Source organism: Soonwooa sp. T0.1_25, from assembly GCF_057652215.1.
On record NZ_JBYFBZ010000016.1, the window covers coordinates 17,616 to 30,671 of the forward strand.

Annotated in this window: 11 protein-coding genes; 3 read left to right on the forward strand and 8 right to left on the reverse strand. The window is 32.2% G+C overall.

Annotated elements, in window-relative coordinates:
* Positions 1–43 precede the first annotated feature (43 nt).
* The 8 genes from AC23MB_RS13260 to AC23MB_RS13295 all read right to left on the reverse strand — a co-directional run bounded on the left by AC23MB_RS13260 (position 44) and on the right by AC23MB_RS13295 (position 9,259).
* A complete protein-coding gene (locus tag AC23MB_RS13260) occupies positions 44–2,227 on the reverse strand; it encodes a VapE domain-containing protein (RefSeq protein ID WP_487787509.1) in 2,184 nt (727 codons plus the stop codon).
* 237 nt (positions 2,228–2,464) lie between these two features.
* Positions 2,465–2,746: a helix-turn-helix domain-containing protein gene (locus AC23MB_RS13265; protein WP_487787510.1), complete on the reverse strand. Its 282-nt coding sequence runs from the start codon at positions 2,744–2,746 to the stop codon at positions 2,465–2,467.
* Between the two features lie 89 nt (positions 2,747–2,835).
* Positions 2,836–3,744 (reverse strand): hypothetical protein, encoded by a 909-nt coding sequence (locus tag AC23MB_RS13270; protein WP_487787511.1) that lies wholly within the window; start codon positions 3,742–3,744, stop codon positions 2,836–2,838.
* 460 nt (positions 3,745–4,204) lie between these two features.
* On the reverse strand, positions 4,205–5,185 hold the full coding sequence (locus tag AC23MB_RS13275; protein WP_487787512.1) for an alpha/beta hydrolase: 981 nt from the start codon (positions 5,183–5,185) through the stop codon (positions 4,205–4,207).
* Positions 5,186–5,301: 116 nt separating this feature from the next.
* Complete coding sequence (locus AC23MB_RS13280) at positions 5,302–6,213, reverse strand: helix-turn-helix domain-containing protein (protein ID WP_487787513.1); 912 nt, start codon at positions 6,211–6,213, stop codon at positions 5,302–5,304.
* 69 nt (positions 6,214–6,282) lie between these two features.
* The gene (locus AC23MB_RS13285; RefSeq protein WP_487787514.1) at positions 6,283–7,212 is read right to left on the reverse strand and encodes an NAD-dependent epimerase/dehydratase family protein; all 930 of its coding nucleotides are present in this window, start codon (positions 7,210–7,212) and stop codon (positions 6,283–6,285) included.
* A gap of 13 nt (positions 7,213–7,225) precedes the next feature.
* Complete coding sequence (locus AC23MB_RS13290) at positions 7,226–7,942, reverse strand: type 1 glutamine amidotransferase domain-containing protein (protein ID WP_487787515.1); 717 nt, start codon at positions 7,940–7,942, stop codon at positions 7,226–7,228.
* A 99-nt stretch (positions 7,943–8,041) separates the two neighbouring features.
* Entirely contained in the window at positions 8,042–9,259 is a 1,218-nt protein-coding gene (locus tag AC23MB_RS13295) for a tyrosine-type recombinase/integrase (protein WP_487787516.1), read from the reverse strand.
* Between the two features lie 449 nt (positions 9,260–9,708).
* On the opposite strand from AC23MB_RS13295, the gene AC23MB_RS13300 reads away from it, so the two are divergent.
* The 3 genes from AC23MB_RS13300 (at position 9,709) to AC23MB_RS13310 (ending at position 12,780) form a co-directional block, all read left to right on the forward strand.
* Complete coding sequence (locus AC23MB_RS13300) at positions 9,709–10,479, forward strand: hypothetical protein (RefSeq protein WP_487787517.1); 771 nt, start codon at positions 9,709–9,711, stop codon at positions 10,477–10,479.
* A gap of 248 nt (positions 10,480–10,727) precedes the next feature.
* Positions 10,728–11,879: an exonuclease domain-containing protein gene (locus AC23MB_RS13305; protein ID WP_416426817.1), complete on the forward strand. Its 1,152-nt coding sequence runs from the start codon at positions 10,728–10,730 to the stop codon at positions 11,877–11,879.
* A 208-nt stretch (positions 11,880–12,087) separates the two neighbouring features.
* On the forward strand, positions 12,088–12,780 hold the full coding sequence (locus tag AC23MB_RS13310; RefSeq protein ID WP_487787518.1) for a hypothetical protein: 693 nt from the start codon (positions 12,088–12,090) through the stop codon (positions 12,778–12,780).
* Positions 12,781–13,056: the final 276 nt, after the last annotated feature.

Below are 13,056 nucleotides of genomic sequence, written 5' to 3' on the forward strand. Positions count from 1 at the left end.
AAAATTAAAATTTCTAAAAAGATAGGCTTAATTTATAATATAATTATTTTTCATTCAGAAAATTATCAAAACTCCCTTGAAACGCTGTATTTTCTATTGATTGATTTATTGTTTTGTTATCTTTATCAACAGTATCATATTCCTTTAAAATTACAGGGTAAACATAAATTCGATTCTTAAAAATCTTTTTAAAGCCATATTTTTTCAATGCCATACCAAGTTTTCGAATCGTAGAGTCGTTAATATTAATGCAGGCTCTGTTTGATAAAATATGTGCTATTTGAGTGGTATTAAAATAGTATTGAGCATTATCTTTTTCTGCAGGTTCAAACCATGTAAGCAACAATTCTTCTTCTGGGGTTTTGAGTTGATATTGTTCGTTATTTGCATTTATTTCTTTGATTTCTTCTTGGTTGAACCAATGTCGGAAGCCATTGGAAAACAGAGAAAATGCTTGTGCATAGACTTTGTTGATATCGATTTCGTGAGCATATTCGATATGTTCTACTTCGAAGCAAAGAAAACGGCGTGAGCCGGTTGTATCGTTAAGGAATTGGGAAGTGTTTACACTTCCTGCAAAACTCGCTCGGCGTGGCATATTCTCGTTATTATGACCATAGGCTTTACGCATTCTAATATGGGTTTTTGTAATAATTTCTTTTAAGCTTCCAATTTCTGAACGATTGAGGTTTTCAAGTTCGTCTAAGTTTATCAACATACATTCTGCTAAATGGATTAAAGTATCTTTATTACTAGGATTTATCGTACCTGAAAAGATGTATTCTTTAAGTTGTTTCGGCATTAGTTTTTCTATCCAAGTGGTTTTACCTAAGCCTTGTTTTCCCGAAAATACGATTACCGTTTGATTGACTTGTTTTTCATCTAGTACACAAGCCACCATTGCGACAAACCATTTTTTGAAGCAGATTCTCCAAAGGTCCTGTTTTGTGGTTGTTATCGTATCGGCTAATTGCTCTATATAATCCGTTTCTTCATCATATTTCGGAAGGTTTTGAAAATAGACTTCAAAGGGATCGAACATTTCACAATAGTCTGAATGAAGCAAATTTCTCAATGAATTGATACTGCATTTTACTTTAGCTTTTAGAATTTCGCGAAGGATTGAGTTTTCTGCAAAATCGGTCATCGGTTTATATTTTATCGCTTTAATTGTTTTAAATTCTAATTTCCCTAAAACCTTGTTAAAACGAAAGTTATAACGATTATTTAAAAACATTTCTAGCTTATCTATGAAACTTGGTTTATCCTCATCGTCTTCGAATTCGGGATCGATAGAAGTTTTATTATTTGGCGTTTCGGCTCCGCTCAACGATCTTTTATTTTTACGCTCATTTGTTGCAGCATTATTTTTTGGTTTGTATTCATCAGAACCAAAATCAGAAGTATTGGAATAAGCACTTTGAACGGCTTTTGTCACTTCCAAATCATTAAAATTGTAATCTGCTAAAATGTAACCCAACGCCATAGCTTCGGGAACGCCTTTTCTATTGAGATTGTTAGCCAATTGGAATACAAAATTGTTGCGGTTGCCTTCTGTAAATTGTTCTTTCTTTTCAGTGAAACGGACTGCGTGCTCATAGATTACATCTTGGCTGATAGTTGTCGGTTGGTTGTTTGTGGTGGTGCTTCGACTTCGCTCGGCAACCTGAGAGGTTGAATTTTTGGAATTTGAAAAAATACTAGAATTTTCGTTCACGAATAATTCAGGATCAAAGGAAATAAAGCAAAGTCTGGTGATGTCCTTACCCGACTTATCGATTTCTACCTCCAATAATTCTTCAAAATATCGTTGCAATTTCAAAAAGGTTACTTTGTGATTTTCTTTTGTTGAATCTGTTTTTACAAATATTTTCAATCCATTTCCAGAAGGACTTATGAAAGCTGCATAAACATATTGGTCTTGAATCGCTTTCACCTTTGAATCGGCTAATTTTTGTTTTTCTAGCTTATCAATATCTAATACCACTAAACTGTTATATTCTTGCAGGAATTCCATTTTTCGACCTCCTTTGAATGTTGCACTTGGTGTAAATGCAGGAAGTGATTTTTTGATTCGCTCAACCGCTTCTTTTTTGTCGTCTGCTATGGATTTCCTGAGGTAAACGATTTGGTTTTTGTACGTTCCGTTTTGGATATTTTCAAGGATTTTTGAGATTGGTTGCATGTCTGTAACTTCGTTGAAGTTTTGAAATATTGAGGTTTTCATTTTGATAGATGTTAGAAATTAGACTTTGGGATTTAAAATAATTTCTTCTATTCTTTTGCCTTAATGCATAAGAATCAAAAGATCAAGACTTGGAAACTCAGCTAAAAAATGAATGCTCTGACTAAAATTTCTAAAACTCACTTTGGCTTTGCCTTCGTTCAAACAGTAGAAATTTTTTAACGCCAAAGCATTCATTTTTCTTTACGCCTCCGTTTCCTAGGTCACTTTTATACTACACTACTTTCTTGCAAAAGATTTGTTGTAGTATTCCTGCATGGTACGTTCGATGTCGGAAAGTTTGTAGTAGATTTTGTTACCAACTTGAGAAAATGAAATTTTGCCTTCATCACGCCACGTTTGAGCCGTTCTGCGTGAGATTTTCATCATCTTGATAAATTCTTCATTATCGACAAAAACCTCTTGTTTTGGTGTTGATTTAGTCTTTACAGATTCTGCAATTTGGTTTACTGTGTTGATTAATTGCTCGAATTGTTCTTTGGATAAGATAACTGCTTCCATGATAAAACTTGTTTTAAGATTATGAAGCAAAGTTGTAGGAAATAAAAAAGTCCGAAAGTCCAAAAGTGGTCTTGTCGGACTATTTTTTTTTAGAGCATTTTGTCAATGTCAATCCTAGTCGATGTTTTTGGACGTTTGTCTGTACGTGATGGTGATAGTATGGTACGCACAGTTTCTGGACTTATTTCTTTTCCGTCTTTATCACAAAAATTATTGCAGATTAATTGTACAAAATCATTGGGTAAACCATCTAAATAAGGTTTAGCATTAAAGAATAATTCTCTATTTAGTTGATAAAAAACATCAACAATTTTATTGATTGGACAATTAATTTTTATTTTTGAAATATTCTGAATATTGGTAATATTGGTGTTACCTGTAATCCCCATACTGTCTTGAATCTTTTTAACTTCATACAGGTGTTCGATTTCTCTTTCACATTGTTTATCGAAAAAAGGTAGGTTTTGGTTTACAAAATCTATGTTAGACTGTTGGTAATCGTACTTTTCGTTAGTTAAATAGATGATTTTTTCTTCAAAGGTGTTAATTGTAAGCAAATGCAAGCGAACTTCTGCAAAACAAAAATACCTTTCATCAGTTTCTGCATTAATTTGCTTTTTGGAAGGTCTTTTTGGATTTTGACTGGACTGTTCGGACTTTATTTTATTTCTTTGAAATTCAATACAAGTTTGAAATTTCATCAATTTGCTATCCTTTTTATTTTCATGAAATAATTCTTCATTTGAAATTATTAGTTTTTCAAATTTATTAAGCCATGTTAATGAATCCTTTGCTAAATCGCAGTGATGTTTAATGAAAGCAGGAACTTGGGAATTTGTAATTGAAAAAGTCTTATAAATAAGTTGCTGACAATACGAATGTAAATCGGAAGCATCTTTCGTATCTATATCGAAGTTAGTATCAAAATCTTTAGTTCTTAATACTGCTGTAAATTCAGAAAACGGCGAAGTTTCCTGTAAAATGTAATGACTGGACATGTCTCTCTTTGTGTTTTGAAGTGGTATCGTTTAATTCTCTCGGTGTTTTTCTCATATAGAAGTTTTTTGAAGAAAAGTAGTTACCAATCATACACATTTTTAGCAATTTTTCTTCATATTCATCTTAAAACGAATGTAAGGAAATGCAATGAAAAGAAAAAATATTTTTTACATTATTTGCAAATAATTTATAATAAATATACTAAGTATATACTTGATTACATAATTAATGTAAATAATTATTTACATATTGTAAACTAATTTACATTTTGTATATTTTCATATACACAAAGTTTACCTTTTTGTTTACCTCAAGTCTTAATTTTTAAAACTAATTGTCCATAGCTTTCAATAATTTCTGAAGATAGAAGCAGTTTGTTAAATCACAAAGACGATAGTTCCAAAATCAAAAAAAGCTGACCTACACCAGTAAATCAGCTTTTTTAGTATTGAAAAAACTCTATTTAAACAAAGCTCTTTTTAAGCCAAGAGCAGCTAATTCTGATGAGAAATGTACTGCATCAACGTGGTCTAAAGGATTTAGCAATCCGTAATCGTGAATAAAACCATTGAAAACCTGAATAGTCGTTGGTACGCCCGCTTCGTCCAATCTACGTGCATAAGCCAAACCTTCATCTGCCAAAATATCATTTTCTGCAATCATTACGAATGCTGGCGGAAGTCCTTTTAGCTTTTCAGCAGGCGCATTGAAAGGCGTTGCGTAATATTCTTTACGTTTTTCAGTGTCTGGAAGATAATTGTCCCACATCCATTTCATCAACGGCGCTGTCAGGAATCTGCCATCTGCATATTTTGACCAAGATTCTCTTGTGAAATCGGCATCTGTAACTGGCCATAACAATAATTGGAATTTAATTTCTGGTCCGCCTTTATCTTTTGCCATCAAACAAAGTACTGCTGTCATATTTCCGCCAACGCTATTTCCCGCGGCAGCCATATTTTTTCCGTCAACACCGATTTCATCACCATTTTCGGAAACCCATTTTGTTGCCGCATAAATTTGATTAATCGCCACTGGATATTGCGCTTCTGGTGATGGTGTATAGTCTGTAAAAACTGCCGCTGCACCACTATTTACCACTAGATCTCTTACCAATCTTCTGTGTGTAGGATAATCTCCTAAAACCCAACCACCGCCGTGTGTAAAGATAAATACAGGCAATTTCTCATTGGCTTTATTCGCTGGTTTTACAATGTGGATGTTCACCGTGATTCCGTCTTGCGTAATTTCTCTTTCGGTTTCTACAATCTCTGAATAATCAAACTGAACCGAGTTTTGGGCATCTACAAGCACTTGGCGCGCTGCTTCTGGTGTCATCGTTTCCAATGGATCCCCACCGCTGTTATTCAATCCATTTAAAAATTCTCTTATTTCTGCTAAGATTTGCGGATCGTTTTCCGCTTTTACATTTTGTGACATAATTCTGTTTTTTTTTAAATTTAAAATTGATTTTCTTATTTCGTAATCTAAATCTCCATTATTCAAAAAAGTTTCATTTCATTTGATTTCAGAAGATTTAAATAAAATTTCAGATTTCAATTAAACGATTGTCTGAATTCCAAAGGCGAAACTGCCGTTCTATTTTTGAACAATCGATGGAAGGATTGCGGATGTTCGAAACCTAAATCGTACGCAATTTCGGAAACCGATTTATCTGTAGTTGAAAGCAATTCTTTCGCTTTTTCAATCAGTCGATTCTGTATGTGCTGTTGCGTCGTTTGTCCCGTATGAACGCGAAGCATGTCGCTTAAATAATTTGGACTTAAATTCAATTCATTCGCCACGTATTGAACGGTTGGAATACCATTTAAAAGCAATTGCTCTTGTTGAAAGCACGTATTTAAAAGTGCTTCCAACTTTGAAAGTAAATCGTTATTGACTTTTTTACGCGTGATAAATTGACGATTGTAGAACCGATCACAATATTTTAGCAATAATTCCAAGTTAGAAACCAATAAATCTTGCGTAAAACCATCGATATTGGTATCAATTTCTTGTTTCATATTTTCAACAATATCCATCAAAGATTTCTCTTCTTTATCGGAAAAAAACAAAGCTTCGTTGCTTGTGTACGAGAAATAACCGTAGTTTTTAATTTCAGAAGCCAATGAATAACCTTGGAAAAAATCGGGATGAACCGCCAAAACAAACCCTTTAAGACTCGCCAAAACAATTTCATTGAATTGCAAAACCTGCTGTGGAGCAAAGAAATACATCATTCCTTCCTCAAAATCATAGTGACTTTGCCCGTATTTTTGAATTCCGCCTGCACAATCTTTTTTTAGTGCAATAAAATAAAGATCCGATGTAAATGGAGCTGTAATATTGTCTGGTGTCACGGAAATTTCATCCAAATCGAAAACGCTAATCAACGGATTAGAAGGCTTCTTCAAGTTCAAAAGACTATGAAGTGTAGAAATAGAATTTATCTTAAATGGTGCTTTCATGCGTTATTTTGTACATTTAAAATTACAATTTATTGATTAGGAAATTTATTGAAAATGAATTGTTTAATACTATTTTAACATTTGATTTTTAATTACTGCTATTCCCTCATGATAACTCGTTACCTTAAAATCAGGAAAACGTTTTCTAAATTTTGAATCATTAAAAATATTGTCATGCGCATACCTAGGCAACAATTCTAACAATTCTTTTGCCTGTTTATTGAACAAAGCTCCAATTCTAAAAACATACTTTGGAATCACAGAATACCTTAATTTTTCATTAAAAACTTGAGAAGCTAAAGCGATAAACTCCTTGTAAGTTGGCCGACTATCGTCAACAGGTAAATGCCAAGTTTGCCCAAAAGTATCGGGTGTATTCCCAATCAGAGCAGTTGCACGGCTTGCATCAGGTGTCCAAATCAGACTTCGCTTTTTAGAATCGCTTAAAGGAACTTTCAATTTTTTTCCTGCTTTTATATTGTCGAAAATAAAAGTATTAGTTATACTTTGTGTTTTTGCAGGACCGTAAAATTCTGGGGCGCGACAAATAACCGCCGTTAGTTCTCCAGAATTGATTTCTTTCAAAACCATTTCAGCCATTTTTTGTCGAACTTTAGCTTTTCTGCCGTAAGGTATGAAAGCAGTTTCTTCGGTTAAAACTCGTCCATCTTGTGGATACATATAGGTGTTATCAAAGAATACCAATTTTGTATTGTTGATTTTACATGCTTCAATAACGTTTTTTAAAATCAGAGGAAATTGCTCTTCCCACATTTCCGAATTCATGGGAAGTCCCAATGTGAAATAGGCAATTTCACTACCTTTTACCGCTTCAATCGCTTGATCTTTGACTGATAAATCGGCAGCAAAAACTTCATCAGTATCATTGACTTTCATCGGTTTTCGACTAACAATCCTGATATCAGAAGTATAGTTTCGCTTTAATTCTCTTGCGAGTTCTTCTCCGATTTGTCCGTTTGCGCCTAATATTGTTTGCATTTTTGTGAGTTTATCAATTAAGATTTTGCTTTTTCTGCTTCATTTCAAGCTCTTTAATCACCACTTTCGCCATTTCTTTGGAGCTAAAAGGATTTTGCCCCGTAATCAAATTCCCATCAACCACAACTTTTGAAGTCATTGGAATAAAGGCGTTTTCATAGTTTGCACCACGTTCTTTCAAAGCTGCTTCTAAATTGAAAGGAACTTCTTTTTTTCTGCGAGCCAGACCTTCTTCAAACCAATCGTAGCCAGTCAAATTTTTACTTTTAATTAAATAGCTTCCATCAGATAATTTTACGTTTAGCAAACCACCTACTCCATGACAAATAGCAGCAACTATTTTATCGCTTTCGTACTGTTTTGAGATTATATTTTGAAGTTTTTCGTTATCTGGAAAATCATACATTGTTCCGTGTCCTCCAGCCAAATAAACCACATCAAACTCGTCATTTGAAATAGAATCTAAGCTTTTAGAGTTTTTCAAAATCTCTTTAAAATTAGGATCATTCCAATACTTTTTAGATAATTTATCTAAAGTGAATACTTTTAAACTTTCTGGATCAATGGGAACTTCGCCACCATTTGGACTCGCAATGCTAATATCAAAACCATTTTGTTTAGCAGTATCGTAAATATGTGTAAGTTCACTTAACCACAAGCCTGTAGGATAATTTCCACTAGCATAGACGTTAACATTGGTAACTACAATAAGAATTTTGATCGGTGACATCGTACTATTTTTTATTGGTACAAAATTCCAACAAAAAACCTAGTAAAAAGTAACAGAATTAAAGAAATAAGTAACAGAATCTCGGTAGAATTAAAAACTTTAATACACAAACTTTTCAACCGCATCGTCCAACTCTTGGGAAATGATTTTTGCGTAAATCTGCGTAATCCCAATATCGGAGTGGTCCATTAATTTTGAAACGTGTTCTATTCTCATACCGTTATTTAATGCATTGGTAGCGAATGTATGGCGGCTCAAATGAAATGATAAATTGAAAGGTAGTTTCAAAGCTTTTCCAATATTTTTTAAATGCAAAGAACATAGGGACGTACATCGCTCTATTTCAGCATTAGCATACAATTTATTGGTGAAAAATTCTTCATGGTATTCAATCAGCGGAAATACAAAATCTGTTTCCTCTTGTCCTTTTACTTTATATTTATTGAGAATATCTTGTGCAACTTGACCAATTTTGAAACTATGCAGACGATTGGTTTTTCTAATGGTTTTGGTAATTCTATTTTCCTTTTGGTTTACTTGTTCCCATTGCAAGGTTAAGACATCACTCAATCGCAATCCTCCTGCATACACCGAAAACAAAAACATATCCTTTATAATTGGTGCTTTAGAATCGGGATTAACTTCTAAATTCTTGAAAGCTTCAATCTGATCCTTGTTTAAAAACATTCTTTTTCCTGGTTCTTTCTTTATTTGGATTTTATCGAATGGATATACATTCGCATCTACTAAATCTTCCTTAATCGCATCTTTAAAGAATTTACCTAAAATGGTCATATTGTGTTTTAGTGTTGTATTGGAATTTCCATCTACATTGCTGCAGTAATTATTGTAATCTTTCAGCATCGTTACCGAAATATCATCAAAATTCAAATCTGAGTTGCCATTGTATTTTTCAAACTTCTTAATACAATCAGAATATCCTCTGTACGTTCTGTACGATACCGAGTTTTTCATTTGCTCCAAACGATTATAAGCATATTTGAAATAATTAGCTGAACCTTTCCCTTTGATTGCTTCTTTTAATCTTCTACCCGATACAGTTTTAGATTTTCTTTCAAGGTCTGCAACATGTCCTTCAGCATCAGCAACTTTTCTAGAAATTAAAGCATTTACCCTCGCAGAATTTTCAAAGTTTTTGCGTACTCTTTGTTTTTCTTCGTCCCATTGGTTTTCCTTGAATTTATATCCTGTACTAATAAACCTTGCTTTGCGGTCTTTAATCACTCGGATATACAAAGGACTTTCTCCATTTTTGTCAGCTTGTTGCGTTCTGAGAATCAATTTTACAGTTGCCATGACGTTTGAATTTTAGAAAATTAAAGGTAAATTTGAAAAGCAATGCAATCGAACGAAACAACATTTTACCAACAGAATGTAAACGGAAGCATTGTAATTCAAAGATACAACATTTAGTACAACAAATATATATTTATGTTGCTTTTTTTTGCATTTATTTAAACAGTAATATTTTTAAAATGTCTTATTTATAGTAAATACAGTGCATTTTGTTACTTTGAATTGAAATATTTATATAACATTGTATTTGCAAAAGGCGGGGTTGAATAGTTAATAGAAAAACCCGATGCATCTAGTCGCAACTTGCTTTTCATATTGTATTTTTTTGTAATTTAACAATCTGAAAAAGCAATTTGCTTCGGTAGGTCGAAATTGAACCTTTCGGTTAAATTTAGCCCGCCCTTCGCAAATACTTTTTCCGTTATCGGCAATTTTATACCAAAAATCCCATGAATATCTTAGAAGTAGAAATTGAAAAATATAAAGAAGATTCAAAAATGGTAAAAAAAATTATTTCTGATTTCCTAACTGAAGATTTGGACAAACAAAAAACTATTGAACTTTGTCATTTGGGAAAATTCTTATATAATTTAAATGAAGAATCAAATATTGAATCAGTTTCTGAATCACCAGATTTTCTTGTTAAAATAAATAACAGATTATGTGGGATTGAATTAGTTAGCATTTTTAAAAAAGATATTGTTGAAGAAGAAAAGTTTAAACACAAAATAATTGAAGTTGCAGAAGAAATTTTTTCAAATAAATATCCAGATATAAAAATTCTTGCAAATATTTATTTTGCAAAGAAAAACCTAAATATTTCAAAAAACGAAATTCCTGCTATAGAAGAAAAAATAGCTGATAATATTCACTCTATATTTAATGGAGAAATTGAAAATTTTGACTTCAGTTTACTAGACAAACCTTTAATTTTTAAACATAAGAAATTGTCGTTTAGTTACAATTCTGGTGGATTTATGGTTAGTCCTCTAACAACTAGTTTAGTTGAAGAAGTAATTACAAAAAAAGAAAATAAAATTAATAATTACTTAAATAAAATGGTTGATGAAATATGGTTACTTATAATAGTTTCCCATTCTCATCCAGAATCTTATGAAATATTTGAGGAAGACGAACATCTTTTTGCAAATTTCAGTTCAAAATTTGACAAAGTTTATATTTTAGAAGATTTTAAATCAAAAATTTATCAATTGAAGTGAGAAAAACTGCCGATAACATGGGTTTTGCAAGATGCGGGGTTGAAGGAAATCTCAGAGAAATTCTAGAAAGTACCCGCAAAAAAACATTTCGTTTTTTATTTTTTGTAAATTTGGAAAAACGAAAATGGTTTTTGCTAGCGTTTCGTCCTCCTCTCCACTTTCGGTTGCAGTAGCCCGCACCTCGCAAAGCCCTTTCCCGTTATATGCCATATTATCCCAAAACTCGTCTGAATTATACAAAATGAACTATGTTAAACTTTTTTAAACCTAAACCAAAAAATCAAATTGAAATGGAAGTTTCGGGAATAAATCCTGAAACAAACAATGAATTTCTATTCTATAATTTTATCGAAAATACACCAAACTATATTCTTGAACCTTGGCTAAAAAAAGCAAAACAAGTTGGTTATAAAGTAAAACCTCAATACGAACAAGCAATTTTGCAAAAATTGAAATTCAATCAATTTAAAAATCCTCATACATTCCCTGAGTACTTTGAAAGTAAATTTGATTTTATTGCTATTGACTTTGAGACGGCAAATAACAGTAGATTAAGTGCTTGTGCAATCGGATTATGCTTCGTGAAAAATGACACAATAGTTTATTCGACAAAACACTATATAAATCCACCAAAATCAGAAAAGTTTTTAAAAACTCATACTTCAATACACGGAATTTCATATGAAGATGTAGAATTTTCCCTTAATTTTCAAGAATTATGGGAAGACGAACTTTCTAAATATCTTTCATCTAATTTATTGATTTTTCATAATGCGAGTATGGACTTGAGTGTTTTGAAAAATCTATATGAACATTATAATTTAAAACCATATGTCATAAGTTATATTGACACAATGTTATTTGCAGATAAACTTGGGATGCCTAAAAAAATAAAAGATTTAGCAGAGAGTTTGGACTTAGAAGTAACAAATCATCACGACCCAGAATTCGATGCAAAACTTTGTGCTTTAATATTTGGCGAATTGACTGACAAGTATCCAAGTTATCAAGAACTAATAAGAAAAGTTGATGACCAGCCTAAAACAAATAATAATTATTTCAATCAACCAAGTGAAGATGTTTTAGAAGAAAATGAAGAGCATTTATCAAATTATCAAATAACTCAAAACGAACTTGAAAACATTGATTTAATAGGAAAAGGAATAGTTATCACGGGCAACTTTTCAATAGAAAGAGAAGAAATAAAAACTTTTCTAATGAAAATTGGTGGACAAATAAAATCAGGAATAACAGGTAAAGTAGATTTTGTTTTTGCAGGTGAAGATTGTGGTTGGTCAAAAATCCAAAAAATAAACGACTTAAACCAATCAAAAAAAGCAAACATTAGAATTTTAAACGAAGCTGACTTAAATTATCTTATCAAAAAATACGGCATATAACATCGCATTGGCAAAATGGCGGAGTAACGGCTAAGTTGAAAGTTTTTGCATATTTAGCCGCCGATTGTGTTCCACATTCAGCTTTTTTTAATAATTTAGCTTCTGTGGAAACACATCGGCTACGTTACTGCTAAATTGAACTTCTCGTCCAATTTATCCGCCACTTCGCCAATGCGTTTCCCGTTATCTGTAAGCGTACAACAAAACTATGCACAAAACAAAATTCATAATTATAGTTCTGATTTTAATATCAAATTTTTCTTTCGGACAAGCTGAAAGAAAAATTCCAATCGAAAAATATTTTATAGCTGTTGATTCTTTAGAATACTCAAAACTTAAAGAGCAAGGAATAATAACGCAACAAGATAGTATTGCTTTGGAATACCAAGACAGCGAAACGAAAAAATTAAATTCTAAAGGTTTTGAAAAATATGCTGAAATAAAAGCAGAAGTTTATATGGACTTCTTTAAAAACCTCTTACTTCTTCAAACATTAAATTATAAAAATGATGTTTATGCGTTATATTTTTCAGTTGCAGGATTTGATGACGTTGAGTTTCAAATACTCAAATGGAAAAAAGAAAATTGGAATGATTTTGAAACTGTTGACAAAAGAACAATTGATAACGCAAACCAAAGCTTTGAAAAAGTTGCTTTTAATTATGACGAAGGACCTAAAAACTTAGATAATGTGAGAATATTTATCCAAAATGATTATTTAATTATGGAACGAAGTGGACTTTATCATTCTCTTTACGACCTAAAAACAAACAAATTGCTCATAAACGAAGAAAGTCCTTGGCATTCCGCTGAAGATAATAGTGACGAAGGAATGAATAGATGGATAAAGAAAAATTTACACGACAAAATTGAAGAAAAAATAAAGAACGCCTACAGATAACATCGCATTGGCAAAATGGCGGGTTAAGTGCAAAATTGAAAGTTTCTGCATTTTTTGCCGCCGAATGTGTTTCACATTCAGCTTTTTTCCGTAAGTTAGCTTCTGCGAAAACACATCGGCTACGTTCCGTCTAAATTGAACTTTCCGTCCAATTTATCCGCCACTTCGCCAATGCGTTTTCCGTTATCTGCAATTTTATACCAATATTGCGGTTTTTAGAGGAAAATCAGGTTGGATTTTAGCGGAAAAAATTTTTGAGATTAAGCGAAAGGAAGT